General features: G+C 65.5%; 16 protein-coding genes and 1 riboswitch. Of the genes, 8 read left to right on the top strand and 8 right to left on the bottom strand.

The genetic code is table 11. The features are described from left to right. The first annotated feature begins 19 nt into the window (after window positions 1–19). On the top strand, window positions 20–2,344 hold the full coding sequence (locus JGU72_RS28115) for a serine/threonine-protein kinase (RefSeq protein ID WP_199687667.1): 2,325 nt from the start codon (window positions 20–22) through the stop codon (window positions 2,342–2,344). Here the strand turns inward: JGU72_RS28115 and JGU72_RS28110 are convergent. Together JGU72_RS28110 and pta are read right to left on the bottom strand one after the other, a co-directional pair. Beyond that, a complete protein-coding gene (locus JGU72_RS28110; protein WP_199687598.1) occupies window positions 2,322–3,527 on the bottom strand; it encodes an acetate kinase in 1,206 nt (401 codons plus the stop codon). The two genes, JGU72_RS28115 and JGU72_RS28110, sit on opposite strands and share 23 nt — an antisense overlap. Further along, window positions 3,524–5,617 (bottom strand): phosphate acetyltransferase, encoded by a 2,094-nt coding sequence (pta, locus tag JGU72_RS28105; protein WP_199687597.1) that lies wholly within the window; start codon window positions 5,615–5,617, stop codon window positions 3,524–3,526. Before pta ends, JGU72_RS28110 begins: the two co-directional genes overlap by 4 nt. A 74-nt stretch (window positions 5,618–5,691) precedes the next feature. Here pta and JGU72_RS28100 point away from each other — a divergent pair, with 74 nt between their 5' ends. Beyond that, window positions 5,692–6,804 (top strand): GGDEF domain-containing protein, encoded by a 1,113-nt coding sequence (locus JGU72_RS28100; protein WP_199687596.1) that lies wholly within the window; start codon window positions 5,692–5,694, stop codon window positions 6,802–6,804. Between the two features lie 4 nt (window positions 6,805–6,808). On the opposite strand, the gene fgd is transcribed toward JGU72_RS28100, so the two are convergent. After that, complete coding sequence (gene fgd, locus JGU72_RS28095) at window positions 6,809–7,819, bottom strand: glucose-6-phosphate dehydrogenase (coenzyme-F420) (protein ID WP_199687595.1); 1,011 nt, start codon at window positions 7,817–7,819, stop codon at window positions 6,809–6,811. Between the two features lie 484 nt (window positions 7,820–8,303). Here fgd and JGU72_RS28090 point away from each other — a divergent pair, with 484 nt between their 5' ends. Both JGU72_RS28090 and JGU72_RS28085 read left to right on the top strand, forming a co-directional pair. Further along, window positions 8,304–9,107 (top strand): HAD-IIA family hydrolase, encoded by an 804-nt coding sequence (locus JGU72_RS28090; RefSeq protein ID WP_199687594.1) that lies wholly within the window; start codon window positions 8,304–8,306, stop codon window positions 9,105–9,107. Between the two features lie 9 nt (window positions 9,108–9,116). Beyond that, entirely contained in the window at window positions 9,117–9,920 is an 804-nt protein-coding gene (locus JGU72_RS28085) for a transglutaminase-like domain-containing protein (protein WP_199687593.1), read from the top strand. A 2-nt stretch (window positions 9,921–9,922) separates the two neighbouring features. Here JGU72_RS28085 and JGU72_RS28080 read toward each other — a convergent pair whose 3' ends face one another. From JGU72_RS28080 to JGU72_RS28065, 4 genes are all read right to left on the bottom strand, one after another. Beyond that, window positions 9,923–10,543: an antibiotic biosynthesis monooxygenase gene (locus JGU72_RS28080; RefSeq protein WP_307828639.1), complete on the bottom strand. Its 621-nt coding sequence runs from the start codon at window positions 10,541–10,543 to the stop codon at window positions 9,923–9,925. 88 nt (window positions 10,544–10,631) lie between these two features. Further along, window positions 10,632–11,864: an O-succinylhomoserine sulfhydrylase gene (locus JGU72_RS28075; RefSeq protein ID WP_199687592.1), complete on the bottom strand. Its 1,233-nt coding sequence runs from the start codon at window positions 11,862–11,864 to the stop codon at window positions 10,632–10,634. Then, complete coding sequence (locus JGU72_RS28070) at window positions 11,849–12,256, bottom strand: rhodanese-like domain-containing protein (protein ID WP_199687591.1); 408 nt, start codon at window positions 12,254–12,256, stop codon at window positions 11,849–11,851. Before JGU72_RS28070 ends, JGU72_RS28075 begins: the two co-directional genes overlap by 16 nt. Window positions 12,257–12,310: 54 nt before the next feature. Continuing rightward, window positions 12,311–12,425, bottom strand: a riboswitch (SAM riboswitch). A gap of 42 nt (window positions 12,426–12,467) precedes the next feature. Next, window positions 12,468–12,872 (bottom strand): Rv0361 family membrane protein, encoded by a 405-nt coding sequence (locus tag JGU72_RS28065; protein WP_199687590.1) that lies wholly within the window; start codon window positions 12,870–12,872, stop codon window positions 12,468–12,470. 215 nt (window positions 12,873–13,087) lie between these two features. On the opposite strand from JGU72_RS28065, the gene JGU72_RS28060 reads away from it, so the two are divergent. Then, entirely contained in the window at window positions 13,088–14,461 is a 1,374-nt protein-coding gene (locus JGU72_RS28060) for an FAD-dependent oxidoreductase (protein WP_199687589.1), read from the top strand. A gap of 89 nt (window positions 14,462–14,550) precedes the next feature. Continuing rightward, window positions 14,551–15,366: an amidohydrolase family protein gene (locus tag JGU72_RS28055; protein ID WP_199687588.1), complete on the top strand. Its 816-nt coding sequence runs from the start codon at window positions 14,551–14,553 to the stop codon at window positions 15,364–15,366. On the opposite strand, the gene JGU72_RS28050 is transcribed toward JGU72_RS28055, so the two are convergent. After that, window positions 15,343–15,825 carry a DUF456 domain-containing protein gene (locus tag JGU72_RS28050; protein ID WP_199687587.1) on the bottom strand — a complete coding sequence of 161 codons (483 nt, stop codon included), beginning with the start codon at window positions 15,823–15,825 and terminating at the stop codon, window positions 15,343–15,345. The two genes, JGU72_RS28055 and JGU72_RS28050, sit on opposite strands and share 24 nt — an antisense overlap. 99 nt (window positions 15,826–15,924) lie before the next feature. Between JGU72_RS28050 and JGU72_RS28045 the strand changes: the two genes are divergently transcribed. Continuing rightward, on the top strand, window positions 15,925–17,007 hold the full coding sequence (locus tag JGU72_RS28045) for a CaiB/BaiF CoA transferase family protein (RefSeq protein WP_199687586.1): 1,083 nt from the start codon (window positions 15,925–15,927) through the stop codon (window positions 17,005–17,007). Between the two features lie 136 nt (window positions 17,008–17,143). Next, window positions 17,144–18,961 carry a putative bifunctional diguanylate cyclase/phosphodiesterase gene (locus JGU72_RS28040; protein ID WP_307828637.1) on the top strand — a complete coding sequence of 606 codons (1,818 nt, stop codon included), beginning with the start codon at window positions 17,144–17,146 and terminating at the stop codon, window positions 18,959–18,961.

Genomic DNA, 18,961 nt, shown 5'->3' with positions numbered 1-18,961 from the left:
CGCGGTGTTGGATATGAACATGCCGGATGAGGAGGTAGGGACGCAGGCGGCAGCGCCCGACTCTGCCCGTACCGCGGCGGCCTTCGACGCCGCCGACTCCAAAGGCACGCGCGCGACCCCCTTCGAGCCGCCGGGCACGCAGGGCGCACCGCTCACCACGGCGGGAACCGCACGCAGCGGCAGCGACGGCACCACTGGAATCAGCCGCTCTTCGGGGCGCAACTCCCGAACGGTTCGCACCCGTCAAACCGTCCGGCGACTGGGCGGCGGACTCGTCGAACTGCCCGCGGTCACACCCGTCGACCCGCAATCGGCAGTGCTGCGCGATCCTGTTGTCGCCGAACACAAGCGCTACTGCTGGAAGTGCAACAAGCCGGTCGGGCGCGAGGGTGCGAAACCGTACGGCACCTGCCCCAACTGCGGATCGCCCTTCGACTTCCGGCCGCAGCTGCGCAACGGCGACATCATCGCGTCGCAGTACGAGATCCAGGGCTGCATCGCGCACGGCGGTCTGGGGTGGATCTACCTCGCGATCGACCGCAACGTCAGCGACCGGTGGGTGGTCCTCAAGGGCCTGCTGCAGTCGGGTGACGCCGAGGCACGCGCAGTCGCTGTCGCGGAACGCCAATTCCTGGCCGAACTCAACCACCCGAGCATCGTCAAGATCCACAACTTCGTCGAACATCCGCTGCCCGACGGCACGCCGATGGGCTACATCGTCATGGAGTACGTCGGCGGGCGGTCGCTCAAAGCTGTTCGCGCCGAGCACAAACCCAAGCGCCTGCCGATTCCGGAAGCGATCGCCTACGTCATCGAAATTCTGCCCGCGCTCGACTACCTGCACGCGACCGGCGTCGTATACAACGACCTGAAGCCCGACAACATCATGGTCACCGAGGAGTCGCTCAAGCTGATCGACCTCGGCGCGGTCGCAGGCATCGAATCGTACGGATTTCTTTACGGCACACCGGGATACCAGGCGCCCGAGATCACCAAGACCGGTCCGACAATCGCCTCCGATATCTACACGGTGGGTCGCACACTCGCTGTGCTCACACTCGACATGCCGACCGAACGCGGTCGTTACGTCGACGGCATACCGAGTCCCGAAGACGAACCGCTGCTCGCGAAGCACGAGTCGTACTACCGGATTCTGCTGCGCGCCACCAACCCCGACCCGAGTAGACGATTCGCGTCGGCCGACGAAATGTCGGGTCAACTCTGGGGCGTGCTGCGCGAGATACTCGCACTCGAGACCGGCGCCCAGCACCCCCGGCTCTCCACGATCTTCAGCCCGCAGCGCACGAGCTTCGGCACGGCAGAACTGGTCGGTCAGACCGACGCGTTCGCCGACGGCCTCGGTCGTGACCTGACCCTCAACGCGTTCGAAGTCGTCACCGCACTTCCTGTTCCGCTGATCGACCCTGCCGACCCGTGTGCACCGCTATTGGCCGCGGCAGTACACAGCGAGCCGCACCAAACGCTCGACTCGCTCCGGCACGCGCGCGAGAAGATCGCCGACGAGTTCGAAGACGCGGCCGAATCCTTCGAACTGGAGGTGACGCTCGCCGAGGCCAAGGCGCACCTCGACCTCGGGGAGGTCGAGCAGGCACGGCATCTGCTGGATCGCCTGCCCGGCGAGATCGGGGTGTACTGGCGGGTCGACTGGTACCGCGGCCTCACAGGTCTGCTCGGGAACGAGTGTGCGCAAGCGTTCGCCTACTTCGATTCGGTGCTCGCAGCCGTTCCCGGTGAGATCGCGCCGAAGCTCGCGCTCGGTGCGGCAGCCGAACTACAACTGCAGCAACCCGATACGACGGACCGGAAGAAGTGGCGCATCTGCGCCGAGAAGTTCTACCGCACCGTGTGGCGAACAGACCGAGGTGTCGTGAGTGCCGCCTTCGGCCTGGCCCGCCAGCTCGCGGCACGTGGTGACATCGCCGGTGCGATCGCTGCGCTCGACGAGGTCCCCCCGACCTCCCGGCATTACAACATCGCCCGCATGACCAGCGTGCTGATCCTGCTCGCCAGCCATCCGGTCGACCAACTCGACGAAGAGGCGCTGCGCGAAGCTGCAAAGCGGGTCAAGGCTCTGCCGGCCGACGAGGGGCGCGCGCTGCAGATCCGCACCCTCGTGCTGGGTGCCGCGCTCGAATGGGTGCGCCTGGGCCACACCGCAAGTGCGTCGAACAGCACATTGCTGGGTTCACCGTTCGACGAGCGCGGGTTGCGCCGCGGCGTCGAAACCGGGCTGCGCATGCTCGCCCGCGGCGCTCCCGGCCGAACGCATCGTTACGCGCTCGTCGACCTCGCCAACATGATCAGGCCGAAGAGCTGGCTGTAGCGGCGAGTGCCGCCCGCGCGATCGCCAACTCTTCGTTGGTCGGCACAACGAGCACTGCAACCTCGGCGGAATCCGGGGAGATGCGGCGCGCCACGCGACTTTTGGCGGTGTTACGCGCGTCGTCCACCGCGATACCGAAACGGCCGAGACCGCGGAGCGCGTCGGCACGAACAGACGCGCTGTTCTCGCCGACACCCGCTGTGAACGTGATGACGTCGGCCCCGCCCAGCTCGATCAGATAGGCACCGATGTAGCGGCGCAACCTGTGGATATAGACGTCGTAGGCGAGTTGCGCAGCAGTGTTGCCGTCGTCGATGAGCTGACCCAGCGCACGGAAGTCGTTGACGCCCGATAGTCCCTTCAGGCCGGACCGGCGGTTGAGGAGGTCGTCGATGTCGTCGACAGACATTCCGGCACTGCGGCGTAGATGGAGCACGATGCCCGGATCGATGTCGCCACTCCTGGTACCCATCACCAGACCCTCGAGCGGGGTGAGTCCCATCGACGTGTCGATTGCTGTGCCGCGCAGAATCGCCGACGCCGATGCGCCGTTACCCAGATGCAGGACAATCTGATTCAGCTCTGCCACGTCGCGCCCGAGAAATTCGGCGGCCTGGCCCGACACGTATTTGTGCGACGTACCGTGGAACCCGTAACGCCGGATGCCGTGTTCGCGCGCGAGGTCGAGGTCGATCGCGTACGTGCTCGCCGCAGCCGGGAGGCCATGGAAGAACGCCGTGTCGAAGACCGCCACCTGCGGCACGTCCGGCAGCAGCGCGCGTGCACTTTCGATGCCGGTCACGTTGGCCGGGTTGTGCAGCGGCGCGAGCGCGGACAAGCGCGAAATCTGTTCCACCACTTCGTCAGTGATCACCGTCGGCTTGTAGAACACCTCACCGCCGTGGACCACGCGGTGGCCGACGGACCGCACACCCGCGCCGCTCAGCGGGTAGCCCGATTGCTCGAACATCCCGAACGCCAGGGCAAGCCCCTCCGCGTGATCGCGAATCGGACCGCGATGTTCGATCGTCTCGGTACCGCAATGGTGGGTGACGATGCCGTCGTCCTCGCCGATGCGCTCGACGATTCCGGACGCCACCGCCTCGCCGCCGGCCGCATCCACCAGCTGATACTTCACCGACGATGAACCCGAATTGATGACCAGGACAAGCGAATTCGTCACTGCTCGGCCCCGGCTGCCTGAATGGCGGTGATGGCGATCGTGTTCACGATGTCTTGGACGAGTGCGCCGCGCGAGAGATCGTTGACCGGTTTGTTGAGCCCCTGCAGCACCGGCCCGACCGCGACGGCGCCCGCGCTCCGCTGCACAGCCTTGTAGGTGTTGTTGCCCGTGTTGAGGTCGGGAAAGATGAACACGGTTGCCCGGCCTGCAACTTCCGAGTCCGGCAGTTTCGACTTCGCGACGGTCGGCTCGATGGCGGCGTCGTACTGAATCGGTCCCTCCAGCAACAGATCCGGGCGCCGCTCGCGCGCGAGCTTGGTTGCCGCTCGCACTTTGTCGACGTCCGCGCCGGTTCCCGACTCTCCCGTCGAGTACGACAGCAGCGCGACACGCGGTTCGATCCCGAATTGCTCCGCCGTGACGGCCGACGAAATAGCAATGTCTGCAAGCTGTTCCGCGGTCGGATCCGGGACGACAGCGCAGTCGCCGTATGCGAGCACCCGATCCGACAGACACATCAGGAACACACTCGACACCGTCTCCACACCGGGCACGGTCTTGATGATCTCGAACGAGGGGCGGATCGTGTGCGCGGTCGTGTGCGCGGCGCCCGACACCATCCCGTCCGCAATTCCCATGTGCACCATCATGGTTCCGAAGTAGGAGATGTCGACGACGACCTCACGGGCGCGCTCGACGGTCATGCCCTTGTGCTTGCGCAGTCGCGCGTACTCGGCGGCGAACTTGTCGAGGAGGTCCGAGGTTCGCGGCTCGATGACCTTGGCGCCGCCGATGTCCACGCCGAGTTCGGCGGCCCGGGCACGAATCGCGTTCTCGTCACCGAGAATTGTGAGGTCGGCAATGCCGCGCTGCAGCACCCGCCCGGCAGCGCGCAGCACCCGATCGTCGTCACCCTCGGGAAGCACGATATGCCTGCGCACCTCACGGGCCCGGTGAATGAGTTGGTACTCGAACATCTGCGGTGTGACGACCGACGGAATCGGGACATCGATCTTCGCGAGCAGTTCGCCCGAATCGACGCGCTCCTCCATCAGACTCAGCGCGGTGTCGATCTTGCGCTGTGAACCTATCGTGAAGCGGCCGCGGGTCCGCGCGGCGGCACTCGCGGAATCATAGGTACCGAGCTTCGTCGTCAGGATCGGCAGCCGCGGCTTGAGCCCCGCCATCAGCCGGGCAATCGACGGGTGCGGCAGCATCGCGCCGTTCATGATGATGCCTGCCAGCGACGGAAACCCTTCGGCCTCATGGGCGTTGACCAGGCTCAGCAGCACGTCGGACCGGTCACCGGGCGCGATCACGACCACACCTTCGGTCAGCCGCTCCAGAATGTGCTCGGCCGTCATCCCGCCGACCATCACCTTCATCGCTTCGCGATGGAGCAGTTCGGGGTCGCCGCTGTAGATCTCGCCGCCGATCGCCTTGCAGAGTTCCGCCATCGTCGGCGCCTGCAGCAGCGGGACCTCGGGAATGCTCCAGGTGGGCACCCCGTACCCGGTCAGCGCCGGTGGCATTTCGTCGAGCATTCCCGGATCGCACCGGTTTACGACGATGGCGGCGAGGTGCGCACGCTGCGCGCTGAGCTCGGCTTCGCACACCGCGACCAGCTGCTGCACCTCCTCGACCGTCCGGCCCGCGCCCCGCACCGTCAGCAGCACCGGCGCACCGAGGTTCACCGCGATGCGCGCATTGAAGTTCAGTTCGCTCGGGCTGACGATGTCGGTGTAGTCGCTGCCGATGATCACGACCGAATCGCACCGCTCGGCGACAGTGTGAAACCGCATCACGATCTCACTGAGCGCTGCCTCCGGGTCCTCGTGGACCTGTTCGTAGGACACGCCCATCGCCTGCTCGTAGGTGATGTCTGCGGTGCAGTGCTCGAGCAGCAGCTCGAGAACGTAGTCGGGCTCAGTCGTCGAGCGTGCGATCGGACGGAAGACACCGGCGCGCGCAGTGGTCGCGCCGAGCATGTGAAGGACGCCCAGTGCCACTGTCGACTTTCCGGTATCGCCCTCGGGCGACGCGATGTAGACGCTCGACGTGTGCTTGATGTCCGAGTCCGCGGAAGGCATGCGAGCAGCTTAGTGAGCGCCTCCGATGAGGTGCCGACCACACACACCAGACACTGTCGGGCAACAATGGGATCATGCGTGACCTGATGAGGGAGTGGTGGCGACATCCGGTCGACCGCAACTGGCTGCTCGATTTCTTCGACTCGCGCCTTCTCACGTCGTTCATCAAGGCCGCGATCGGAATAGCAGCCGCGATACTGGCGACTGCGCCCGGCGTCGCGGTGTTCACTGCCTGGGGCGCCGAGAGCGCAGCGGGCCGCTGGGTGCTCGCCGCCATTGCCATCGGCTCCCTGGCCTGGGCTTTGCGATGGTGGCTCGGTGCCTGGCCGTCACTGACCGTGTCCGCCATCTTCCTGGTCTGGGGCGATCTCGCCATCAGCATCGCGTGCCTACTGGAAACCAACGCGGTTGCCGGCCTCGGCGGCTCGATCGCGCTGGTGCTCACCGGAACGTACGCGACCTTTCTGCACGGGCCGAAGATGCTGGCCGCGCATATCGCCTGGTCGTCGCTGACAGTGGTTGCCCTGGCGGTTCAGGTGGTCCGGGATCCCGAATGGGATCCCACCCTCGTCGTCCCGAAGGTGGTTGTCGCGCTCGTAGCAATCGTGGGGCTACCGCCCGCGATGCAGTTTCTGTTCTGGCTCGTGCGCATGAACTCGGTCGACTCGCTTATCGATCCCCTGACCGGCCTGCTCAACCGGCGCGGCCTGCAGAACCGGACGGCGGCGCTGGTCGCAAAGGGGCTCGGCGACGAGCAGGTCATCGCGATGATCGTGGTCGACCTCGACCGGTTCAAGGCGGTCAACGACACCCACGGCCACGCCGCCGGCGATGAGGTCCTCATCCGAACCGGTTTGCGCATCAAATCAGTCCTGCGCAGCGGTGCGGTCCTCGCGAGATTGGGCGGCGAGGAGTTCGCCGTCGTCGATGTCCTGCCACCCGAAGGCATCGACGGCCTCGCCGAACGGATTCGCAAGGCGATCGCGGCACCGGCAGACCGCGTACCCGTCACCGCCAGCCTCGGGGTCGCCGTCACCGGGAATCCGGCCTGTACGCGACAGAACGCGTACGTGGACGAGTTGTTCGAAGATCTGCTACTGCGCGCCGACATGGCGATGTACCGGGCAAAACGCAACGGCCGCAACAGCGTCTTCGTCGACGAGCCGGAAGATCCGGTCGACGCCTGACCGATCAGCCCAGCGCGCGCAGACGCGGACCGAGGTCCCGCTCGAACAGCTCGAGGAAGCGGCGCTGATCGTGCCCGGGCGCGTGGAACACGAGGTGGTTGAGACCCGCATCGACGTACGGCTTCACCGCGGCGACGACCTCGTCCGGATCGGAGCCGACGATCCAGCGCTTGGCGACCTGCTCGATCGGTAACGCATCGGCCGCGGCTTCCATCTCGATCGGGTCTTCGATGCTGTGCTTCTGCTCGGGCGTCAACGAGAGCGGCGCCCAGAACCTGGTGTTCTCGAGTGCGAGTTCGGGATCGGTGTCGTAGGAAATCTTGATCTCGATCATGCGGTCGATGTCGTCGACGGACCGCTCGGCCTTCGCTGCGCCCTCGGCGACGGCCGGCAGCAGCTTCTCGGTGTAGAGGTCCATGCCCTTGCCCGACGTGCAGATGAAGCCGTCACCGGCCCGGCCCGCGTAACGCGCGACGACCGGTCCGCCGGCCGCGATGTACACGGGGACACCGCCCTCGGGGACGTCGTAGATCGAGGCGCCCTTGGTGGTGTAGTAGTCGCCCTCGAAGTCCACGCGGTCGCCGACCCAGAGCTCACGCATGAGCGAAACCGCTTCGCGCAGCCGCGCGAAGCGCTCCTTGAAGTCCGGCCACTCGCCGGCGTATCCGGTGGCGATCTCGTTGAGTGCCTCGCCGGTTCCGACGCCGAGCATGATGCGCCCGGGATACAGGCAACCCATCGTCGCGAAGGCCTGCGCGACGACTGCCGGGTTGTAGCGGAAGGTCGGCGTCATGACGCTCGTGCCCAACAGGATTCGTTCGGTCCGCTCGCCGACCGCCGTCATCCACGCGAGCGAGAAGGGGGCATGGCCGCCCTTGTGCCGCCACGGCTGGAAGTGGTCGCTGACGGTTGCACTGTCGAGTCCGTGCTGTTCTGCGAGGACGGCAAGCTCGACGAGCTCGCGAGGTCCGAATTGTTCCGCAGAAGCCTTGTAACCCAGCTTGAGTGCACCCATATCTGCTCCCTGAATGTCGACTACCTCCGAGACTAACCACGGCCCGAAAACCCGGCCGCCCGGGTAGGCGGCGATCGCAGAAAAAGAAATCCCCACACATCTGGACAAATGGCCAACCGCGCCGTTATATTTCCGAGACCTTGCTGGGCTGTACATCGCAATGCGTGTGAGGTAGTGGTCGCCGCTGTCTCCCAGCGAGGTGTACGGCACGGCAGGACCATGCGTCAAAGCCGCCGCGTGTCTGCCGTGTCGAAGAAGGTAGGGCGATAGAAGTGCCACAGCCCAAACATCTTTCCCGTTCGGGAAGGCGACAACCCGACTCGCAGCACGACTCGTCGACCACACCGCGCCACAGCGCGGAGCTTCACACCGACCCGCATCCTGCCAATGAACCACGCCATCGTGCCGCCGCCGATCTACCCGGCGCCGGCACGATCTTGGGCGACGGACCGGCGAAACACCGAGCAGCGCGCACACTGGGGGCATGAGCGAACGCGAGGAGACCCGGCCGCTGTCCTACCTCATGGACATGGACGGGGTTCTTATTCACGAAGAACACCTGATCCCGGGGGCAGATCGCTTCCTCGCCGAATTGGCGGAGAACAACACCCCGTTCATGGTGCTCACCAACAATTCGATTCGAACGCCACGCGATCTGCAGGCCCGGCTGCGCGGCAGCGGGCTCGACATTCCCGAGAAGTCGATCTGGACGTCGGCACTCGCGACCGCGACCTTCCTCGCCAACCAGCGACCCTCCGGTAGCGCGTACGTCGTCGGTGAGTCGGGTCTGACGACCGCGCTGCACGACATCGGGTACGTCCTCACCGACTCCGATCCGGACTACGTCGTCCTCGGGGAGACGCGGACCTACTCCTTCGAAGCAATCACCACGGCAATCCGGCTGGTCGAGCGGGGTGCCCGGTTCATCGCGACGAACCCGGATGCGACGGGGCCGTCACGAGACGGTTCGCTACCTGCGACCGGGTCGGTCGCAGCCCTGATCACACGCGCGACCGGACGCGAGCCCTACTACGTCGGCAAGCCCAACCCGCTGATGATGCGCTCGGCGCTGCGGTCGATCGGCGCACACTCGGAGAGCACGCTGATGATCGGTGACCGTATGGACACCGACGTCGTGTCCGGCCTGGAAGCAGGCCTTCGCACAGTCCTCGTTCTCACCGGAATCTCCACGCGGGCGACCGTCGACCTGTTCCCCTACCGGCCCACGCTGGTCCTCGATTCGGTCGCCGACCTTGTCGGGCGCACCCAGGATCCCTTCGCGATCTAGGATCATCGCGTGCAACGCCACGTATCGGTCTATCTCGACGTCGACATCAGGGCCGAAACAGTCTTGGAATTTCAGATCACCGTGGCGCAGCAGCCCGGAATCGATGTCACCGAATCACTGTCGTTCGTGCTCGGCGGCGAACCCGTCACCGCGCAGGAGATCATCGGCCTGCACGGCACCCGAATCCACAAGTTCGCCGCAGGCGTCGGCAATCTGCAGGTCAACTACCGCGCGACGGTAGACGGCCGGGCAGCGCTCGACGAGCCGACCGAACTGGACCGCTCCGTCTACCTCAGGCCGAGCCGCTACGCCGAATCCGACAAGTTCTTCGGCTTTGCGGCCAAGGAGTTCGGCGAGTTCAGCGATTCCGCGACCATTCTCGCAAAGGTTTCGTCGTGGGTCCGCTCACGCATGTTCTACGTCCCGGGTTCGAGCGATCCGATCGACGGTGCGTCGGACACGCTTCTCGCAGGTGCCGGCGTGTGCCGCGATTACGCACACCTGGTCGTCGCGTTCTTACGTGCGGTGAACGTCCCCGCGCGGGTCGTCGCGGTCTACGCGCCGGGGTGCGTTCCGATGGACTTCCACTCGGTCGCGGAGGCGTACGTCGACGGCGTGTGGCGGGTCGTCGACGCCACAGGGCTTGCCCCACGGCAAACCCTGGTACGGATCGCGACCGGGCGCGACAGCGCCGACACCGCCTTCCTCGACAACCACGGCGGCGATATCTGGCTCAACAACGTCTGGGTCACCGCCGTCGTCGAAGGCAACCTACCCGACGACGACGTGACCGAACTCGTATCGATCGCCTGACGTCAGACCAACTCGGGCACGTGCAGGTGCGCGAGCGTCAACTCGAATTCACACACCTCGAGGACCTCGGCGCCCGCGTCCGCCGTACCGGCTTCCCGAATCGTCCCGGCTTCGCCGCGTGTGCGTTCCATCGCCTCGGCACTGTCGTAAGTGACCGAGGCACAGGCGATTCCCTCGCTGCGATCGATCATCAGGCTCGCGCTGCAGAACCCTTCGAGTTCCTCGAGCGCGGGAATCGACGACAGCCTGAAGATGTCGACCGCACGATCGAACTGCGCCGGATCGACACGGAACCACGTTGCGCGAACGCAGGCACCGTCGTGCGACGGATGGTTGCGGTGCAGAGCACCGATTTCCCATTCATCGACCTGCGGGCGACCGCCCAGCGCTTCCGCCGCCCGAGTCCGGACCGGATGTAGTTGGGTGTCGGCGGCTCGCATGTCGGCTTCGGTCCGCCACGAGCTCGTGACGATGCAGCGCCGGGTGGTGCGGTCGACGATCATCGACATTCCGAGGCAACCCGGCATGTCCCGGAGCATCGGCATGACCTCGGCTTGGATGAACCTGATCCCCGAATCGATCGAATTCGGGTGCGCTACGACTGTCGTGGAACGTGCGAACACGGCGTTGACCTCCGGTCGGGGCAGCGCCCCGGCGGCGCCACCGGTCGCCTATGACGATGCTCTCCCGGGCGACCGATGGCAAGCAGTCTCAGCTCAGCGCTCGGTCCAGATCGCCGAGCAGGTCCTCGAGGTCTTCGAGACCGACCGAGATTCGCACAACCGCGTCCGTAATGCCCACTGCCGCACGGCCTTCCGGCCCCATCGCACGATGAGTCGTGGTGGCTGGATGGGTGATCAGCGACTTGGCGTCACCGAGGTTGTTCGAAATGTCGATGATCCGCAGCGCATCGAGGACCTCGAACGCACGCTTCTTGCCGAGCCCCTCCGGGGCGTCGAGCTCGAACGTGACGACCGTGCCGCCGCCGCTCATCTGGCTGCGGGCGAGGTCGTACTGCGGATGCGACTCGAGGTACGGGTATTTCACCCAGCGGACCGCTTTGTTCGCCTCGAGGGACTTCGCGATCGTCAGAGCCGAGGCATTGGAATGGTTGACCCGCAGGGGCATCGTCTCGAGGCCCTTGAGCAGGGTCCACGCGTTGAACGGGCTCAAGGCGGGTCCGGTGTGACGCATCAGGTTCTTGACGGGTCCGTCGATGTACTCCTGCGAACCGAGAATCGCGCCGCCGAGGACTCGGCCCTGGCCGTCGATGTGCTTGGTGCCGGAGTAGACGACGACGTCGGCACCCAGTTCGAAACTGCGCTGCAGCAATGGCGTGGCAAAGACGTTGTCCAACACGACCTTTGCACCGGCAGCGTGCGACAGCTCGACGACCCGGCGCACATCGACGAGCGACTGCATCGGATTCGACGGCGTCTCGAAGAACACGGCGGTCGTCGGAACGGACAGCGCCTGCTCCCACTGCTCGATGTCTTCGCCGTCGACGAAGACGGTCTCGACTCCCCAGCGCGGCAGGATCTCGTTGCACACGACGAAACAGGAACCGAACAGGCTGCGCGCGGCGACGAGCCGGTCACCGGCCTTCAGCAACGCGCCGAGCGCGGTGAACACCGCCGCCATGCCACTGGCCGTTGCGAAGCAAGCTTCGGCACCGTCGATCAAACGCATGCGCTCTTCGAACATCGCAACCGTCGGGTTGCCGTAACGCGAGTAGACGAAGTGATCCACCTCGCCGGTGAATGCCGCCTCGGCTGCCTGCGCGCTCTCGTAGACGAATCCCGACGTCAGGTACAGCGCCTCGGCGTTCTCCTCGAAACCGGAGCGCATAAGACCGCCGCGGACACCGATCGTCGCGGGACCGACGCCTTCGGGTAGCGGCTTCTCGAACGCGCCGCCGGTCGGGCGGCTCACGACTGCTTCCAAGGCAAGCCGAGGACCTTCCAGCCCTCCACATCACGCTGCCCGCTCGGCCCGACTGCACCCTCGAAGCCTTCGAGGACGTTGTAGGAGGGCTCGATACCTGCTGCGGTCGCCGCGATCGCGGTGTGCACGGAACGCTGGCCCGACCTGCACAGGAACACGACCGGTCCCGCCTCCACACCGTTGGCACGAAGGTCGTCGACGAAGCTCTGGTTCCGCTGACCGAAGTTGTTCACCCACTCGATGAAGATCGGGGCCTTGCCGATTTCAGCCGTGTCCGGGATGCCGATCGCGCGCCACTCGCCGTCGGTGCGAACGTCGACCAGGACGGCATTTGGATCGTCTCGCAGCAGATCCCATGCTTGCTGCGGGGTGATGTCACCTGCATAGCTCACGGTTGCCACCTTTCACAGTGCTGGGACTCACTCGTTGCACTGGTGTGGCCGGTGAGTCCGCGCTTGCCGCGTCCGGTCGGAGCGCGGCCAGGTCGTCACCCGGAGCACCCCACCGCGGAGGAGGGTTGCCGACCAGCAAGCCGGGGCTTGAGCGCTGGTACTCATGACCTCAGCAGAGAATACCCGATACGACGCTGCGCCCCTGTGCGGCCTAATTGCAGACGAGCCAGGCGTCCTTCTGCTTGACCAACGTCCAGAGCATCGTCTTCTCGTCCTTGTCGTCGACCTTGGTTGTGACGTCGGTCGTCGCTCGATCACCGTCGATGTCGGCTTCGCTCACCTTCTCGACGACGAGGTTGCCGGTGCGGTCGGCGAGCCAGGCATCGTCGAAGCCGGCGCAGGCGGTGTCGCGAATGCGTTCCTCGTCGCCGCTGTTACGTGCTTCGACAAACTCGTGGACGGCGATCCGGATCTGTTCGGTGTCGGACACGTTGCCCTCCGCCGGCGAGATGATCTGGCTGATGATGATTCCGGCGATGACGACCGCAACCACTGCAAGGGCCGCAATGAAAGGGACTGCGGTTCGTTCCCACTTCTGCTCTTCGTCGTCGGTCACCTGCAGGATCATTCCCGCCTGTACCGTTCGGGGCAAATAGGACACCCGGCGGTCGCCGAAAGCAGCCGCCGGGACTTGCCCCGAGGCGGAGCCGATAGAATGGCCGTTCCGAGTAGCGGTCGCCTATTAGACCACGCTCCGCCTGTGCAAGTTAGGCATGGCTTAGTTTAGGCTCGCAAGAATCGTCCAATCGTCGAAAAGGTGTGCGGTAGCAGATGACCGACCAGTCCACAGATTCCCGTCCGCTCCGCGTTGCCATCATCGGCGCAGGCCCGGCCGGTATCTACGCCGCTGACGCCCTGATGAAATCCGACACCGAGGTGAGCATCGACCTCTTCGAGCGGATGCCGGCACCGTTCGGCCTCATCCGCTACGGCGTCGCCCCCGACCACCCGCGCATCAAGGGCATCATCACCGCCTTGCACAAGGTGCTCGACAAGGACCATGTCCGCCTGCTCGGCAACATCGACTACGGCAACGACATCACGCTCGACGACATGCGCCGCTTTTACGACGCGGTCATCTTCTCCACTGGCGCCAACGCCGACCGCGCCCTCGACATCCCCGGCGTCGACCTCGAAGGCTCCTACGGCGCCGCCGACTTCGTCTCCTGGTACGACGGTCACCCCGATGTCCCGCGCACCTGGCCACTGGAAGCCGAGAAGGTCGCCGTCCTCGGCGTCGGCAACGTCGCCCTCGACGTCGCCCGCGTCCTCGCCAAGACCGGCGACGAACTGCTCCCCACCGAGATCCCGGCCAACGTCTACGAAGGCCTCAAGGCGAACAAAGCCCTCGAGGTCCACGTGTTCGGCCGTCGCGGCCCCGCACAAGCCAAGTTCACCCCCCTGGAACTGCGCGAACTCGACCACTCGCCGACCATCGAAGTGATCGTCGACCCCGAGGACATCGAGTACGACGAAGGCTCCGAAGCCGCCCGCCGCAACTCCAAGATCGTCGACATGGTCGCCAACACCCTGCAGGACTGGGCGATCCGTGACCCAGGCACCCGCCCGCACAAACTGTTCCTGCACTTCTTCGAATCCCCCACCGAGATCCTCGGCGAAGACGGCAAGGTCGTCGGCCTGCGCACCGAACGCACCGAACTCGACGGCACCGGCAACGTCCGCGGCACCGGCAAGTTCCGTGACTGGCCGGTCCAATCCGTCTATCGCGCGGTCGGCTACCTGAGCCAGAATGTGCACGAACTGCCCTTCGACGACCAGGCCGGCACCGTCCCCAACGAAGCCGGACGCGTCCTGGACGACGCGGGCAACCACGTCTCCGCGACGTACGTCACCGGCTGGATCAAGCGTGGTCCGGTCGGCCTCATCGGCCACACCAAGGGCGACGCCAACGAGACGGTCGCGTGCCTGCTCGACGACCGCCCCAACTTCGCCGGTGCTGCCGAACCCGACGAGCACGCCATCATCGACTTCCTCGAGGGCAAGGGCATCCCCTTCACCACCTGGGACGGCTGGTACCGCCTCGATGCCCACGAACGCTCTCTCGGCGAGCCCGAAGGCCGCGAAAGAATCAAGGTCGTCGAACGCGAAGACATGCTGCGCGCGAGCGAACCGCACAAAGCCTGACGGTGTGCGTGACCTCGATCACGCACCGAATGCCTTAATTTACGTGACCTTCCCCTTGTAGGACGGTCGGCTGGGGCATGCTTGTAAGCGTGTTCGACGCCCACTTCCACATCATCGATCCGCAGTTCCCGCTCGTCGAAAACAACGGTTTCCTGCCGCAGCCGTTCACGATCGCCGATTACAGAGCGCGAATGGACGGGTTCGGCGTCGACGGGGGCGCGGTCGTCAGTGGGTCGTTCCAGGAGAACGACTCGACGTTTCTCGTCGCTGCCCTCGCAGAGTTCGGCGAGGGCTATGTCGGTGTGATTCAGCTGGATCCCGATGCGACCGACGAGGACATTCTCGAGCTCGATCGGGCGGGAGTCCGGGCGCTGCGCTTCAATCTCAAACGCGGCGCGATCGACATTGCCGGATTGACCCACCAGGCCCTGCGCGCGCACCAGCTTGCCGGGTGGCATGCAGAGTTGTATGTCGACGGATCGCTGCTGCCCTCACTGGAGCCGGTACTCGCCAAGTTGCCCGCGGTGAGCATCGACCACCTCGGAATGTCGGACGAGGCGCTGCCCTATCTGCTGGATCTCGTCGATCGCGGTGCCCGGATCAAGGCAACGGGTTTCGGTCGCCTCACCTTCGACATCCCGCACGTCCTGCGCCGAATCCACAGTGTGAGCCCGGAGGCGCTGATGTTCGGTTCCGACCTCCCTGGTACCAGGGCGTCCCGCTGTTTCGAAGCGGCCGACCTCGACATGATTGCCGAAGCGGTCGGCGGCGACCTGCACAACGTCCTCGAAGCCAATGCCCGGCAGTTCTATCGCCTGCCGCCGAAGGAACCGGAGGACATCGGCGCGCCACCCATGCCGCTCTTCCGCGCGCGGGCTCGGTTACGCGAAGATCGCGGCGAATAGCCACACACCGGCGGCCAGCAGCGCACCGAGGAGCTCGATCAGGATCGACAGCCCGACCGCTTTGGTCGCGTGCCATGTCGCCTGCCACGCCGCCTGCGGGTGTTTGATCCGCTCGAACTCGGAGAGGTACACACCGAGCACGAACCCGAGCGGCAGGCCGAGAATCGGAATGACGAAGAAGCCGACGATGCCGAGCAGGGCACCGATGACCAGCGAGCGCGTCGGAACTCCCGCGTTCTTGAGGTTCCGGCCAGGCCACGTGTACTTCACGACGCCCGAGACCAGCAGCAACACGGTGCAGATCGCGAAAACGGTCCAGCCGGCGGTCGAGCCCTCGACGATCGCCCAGGTCAGGATTGCGCCGAAGATCAGCACCACCCCGGGCAGGATCGGCAACACGACGCCGACCAAGCCGACAAGGATGACGAGTGCTACTAAAAACTCGGCGCCTGCGCTCATGGCTGAAGACCCTATGGCAACCGACCTCGGAGCATCGCGGGGACAGCTGCGTTATACGCTGTCAGATAATCAGCCGTCATCCCACAACGAGGTGCATACATGACCAGAGGTACAGGACCACTCGCAGGAATTCGCGTCATCGAGCTGGCGGGCATCGGCCCGGGCCCCCACGCGGCGCTGCTCCTGGCCGATCTCGGTGCGGACGTCGTGCGTGTACAGCGCGCGGGCGGCCTACCGGGCGGCATCGATCGCCAGCAGTTGCGCAGCCGCACGGTCGTCGAGGCCAACCTGAAGGATCCGGCCGATCTCGACAAGGTCCTCGACCTCATCGATCGCGCGGACGTGCTCATCGAAGGCTTCCGGCCCGGCGTCACCGAGCGCATGGGCCTCGGTCCCGACGACCTCCTCGCCCGCAATCCGCGCCTCGTCTACGGCCGCATGACCGGCTGGGGTCAGCACGGCCCGATGGCCGACCGCGCGGGTCACGACATCAACTACATCTCGATCACCGGTGTCCTGCACGCGATCGGCCGCAAGGGCGAGCGCCCGGTGCCGCCGCTCAACATGGTCGGCGACTTCGGCGGCGGTTCGATGTATCTCGTCTTCGGCATTCTCGCCGCGCTGGTCGAGCGTCAGACCTCCGGCAAGGGCCAGGTGATCGACAACGCCATGGTCGACGGCGCGCTGTCGCTCTCGCACATGATCTGGGGCATGCGCGGTGCGGGCGTGTGGTCCGACGAACGCGGCGTGAACATGCTGGACACCGGATTCCCGTTCTACGACACCTACGAGACGTCGGACGGCAAGTACATGGCTGTCGGCGCGCTGGAGCCGCAGTTCTACGCCGAGTTCATCAAGGGTCTCGGGCTGGACCCTGACGCCATTCCGAACCAGTTCGATCCGCGTGGGTACGACGAACTGCGCAAGATCTTCACCGACACCTTCAAGACCAAGACGCGCGACGAATGGGCAGCCATCTACGACGGCACCGACGCCTGCACGACGCCGATCCTCACGTTCGCCGAGGCCGAGAAGAACGAGCACATCGTCGCCCGCGGCTCGTTGATCGAGGTCGACGGGGTTGTGCAGCACCTACCGGCACCCCGATTCTCGCGCACACCCAACGGTGTACCCTCTGCCCCGCCAGTCGAGGCGACGGACGCGGCGACCATTTGGCGGTAGGTCACAACACGACAACTAGACAATTGACCTACTGAAACCGAACCCCACGCCTCCGCTTAACGTAATAATCCGGATATCAACTAGGCACCCTCCATTGTTTCGGGGTGGGTGGGGATCGAGCGGTAATGTGAACAAGGTGCGGCGACCCCCTGGTCTGAGCGAGCCCGGTGCACCGGCGCGTGTGCCGTTTGCCGTCGCAACCTCGACAGTCATGGCGCGTACGACCGGTGGTCTCTACGCGATGGGCGGAATCCTCGGGACAACCCTCAGCATTTTGATGCCGCACGACGGCCCCGGAAATCGCGGGGTCGTCGCTGTGGCGGCATTCGGTGCCATCTGCTTCGGCGCCGGTCTCGCGGTCCTCGGCGACAGGGTCCGGCCGCGCACGCACCAGGTGCTCGTCGGTGTCGGAACGATTCTGATCACCATCGCCTGCCACCAGTCGACCAGCCCGATCGCGGCGCTCGCACTTGCCAGCTTCTACGTTTTCGCGGCCTGCGATGCGTCCTTCTTCTTCTCCTGGCTCAACGCATCGGTGCAGATCGTCTTCGCGGTGGTCTGCTGCATGGGCGTGCTTCTCGCACGGGGCGACCTGCCGTGGTGGGCGGGGCTGGTGCCGGCAGGTGTGACCGTCGCGGTCGGCGGGGTCGTCGGTGTGCTCGCGAGGCTGGCGTCCGACGCCGACATCGATTCGCTGACCGGGTTGCTCAACAGGCGCGGCTTCGACCGCATGCTGCATCTCGAGCTTGCGCGGGCTACCCGAACGGGTCAGCGGCCCGCACTCATCCTGTTCGACCTCGACCGCTTCAAGTCGGTCAACGACGAACTCGGGCACCGCTCGGGCGACGCCGTCCTGCAGAAGGTCGCCGACGAGTGGCAGCAGATGCTCGGCGGCAACCGCATCCTCGCCCGCTACGGCGGTGACGAGTTCGCGCTGCTGCTGCCCGATATGAGCGAGCAGGCTGCGATCACGCTCGCCGACGACATGCGTGAGCGCATCGCCCTCGGTTGCTCTGCGGGTGTCACATCCTGGCAGCCGGGCGAATCGGGTTCGTTCCTCGTCAGCCGCGCCGACGTCGGGCTGTACCGCGCGAAGCAGGCGGGCCGCAACCGAACGGTCCTCGAATCGTCACGGCGGCCACCACTCGCGGTCGAGCTCGTCGAAGCGATCGCACGGGAGACGCTCGACGTCCACTACCAGCCGATCGTGAGCCTCACCGACGGCGGTGCAACGATCGGTGTCGAAGCACTCGTGCGCTGGACCTCGGTCACGCAGCCCTCGGTCACCACTCAGGAAGTAGTGCGGGTCGCCGAGGAAAACGGTCTCATCGCGAATCTCGATCGCTTCGTGCTCTATCGCGCATGCCGCGACGGCCTCGAACTCCAAGCAGCACTTCCCGACCGGCCACTCATCCTCAACGTCAACGTCTCCGGACTCGAACTCGTCGAAAAGGACTACGTCGGCCGGATCGACGAGGTTCTGCGGGCGACCGGTTGGCCGGCAGCCCAACTGGTACTCGAAGTCACCGAGAGCGTTCTCGACGTCAACACCCCGACCGCGATCGCCAACCTGGGCGAACTGCGGGCGCGTGGTGTCCGAATCGCGATCGACGACTTCGGCACCGGCTATTCGTCCCTCAGCAGGCTCAAGACACTGCCGACCGACTTCCTGAAGCTCGACGGCTCGTTCATCACCTCGATCACGTCCGAGGGCGAGGCGCCGCCGCTGCTCGAAGTCATTGCGCTGCTGAGCGTCTCGCTGGGCCTGCCGGTGATCGCCGAAGGCGTCGAAAATCAGTTCCAGGCCGCGGTGCTCTCATCGCTCGGCTACTCGCTGGCGCAGGGCTACTACTACTGCAATCCGCAGCCGGTCAAAGCACTCGTCGAACGACTGTCGAAGGAAGCTGCGGCATCGCAGCGCAGCGCTGCGCGCGGATTGATCGAACACAGCTGA

The sequence above is a fragment of the Antrihabitans auranticaus genome (genome assembly GCF_016481275.1).
In the GTDB taxonomy this organism is placed as follows: domain Bacteria; phylum Actinomycetota; class Actinomycetes; order Mycobacteriales; family Mycobacteriaceae; genus Antrihabitans.
This window is presented reverse-complemented; position numbering and strand designations above follow the sequence as displayed.

Bases quoted from the DNA above. Each gene is read 5' to 3' on its own strand.
- JGU72_RS28060 (WP_199687589.1), top strand. From the start codon at position 13,088: ATGACCGACCAGTCCACAGATTCCCGTCCGCTCCGCGTTGCCATCATC.
- JGU72_RS28090 (WP_199687594.1), top strand. From the start codon at position 8,304: ATGAGCGAACGCGAGGAGACCCGGCCGCTGTCCTACCTCATGGACATG.
- JGU72_RS28100 (WP_199687596.1), top strand. From the start codon at position 5,692: ATGCGTGACCTGATGAGGGAGTGGTGGCGACATCCGGTCGACCGCAAC.
- JGU72_RS28115 (WP_199687667.1), top strand. From the start codon at position 20: ATGCCGGATGAGGAGGTAGGGACGCAGGCGGCAGCGCCCGACTCTGCC.
- JGU72_RS28050 (WP_199687587.1), bottom strand. From the start codon at position 15,825: ATGAGCGCAGGCGCCGAGTTTTTAGTAGCACTCGTCATCCTTGTCGGC.
- pta (WP_199687597.1), bottom strand. From the start codon at position 5,617: ATGCCTTCCGCGGACTCGGACATCAAGCACACGTCGAGCGTCTACATC.
- JGU72_RS28045 (WP_199687586.1), top strand. From the start codon at position 15,925: ATGACCAGAGGTACAGGACCACTCGCAGGAATTCGCGTCATCGAGCTG.
- fgd (WP_199687595.1), bottom strand. From the start codon at position 7,819: ATGGGTGCACTCAAGCTGGGTTACAAGGCTTCTGCGGAACAATTCGGA.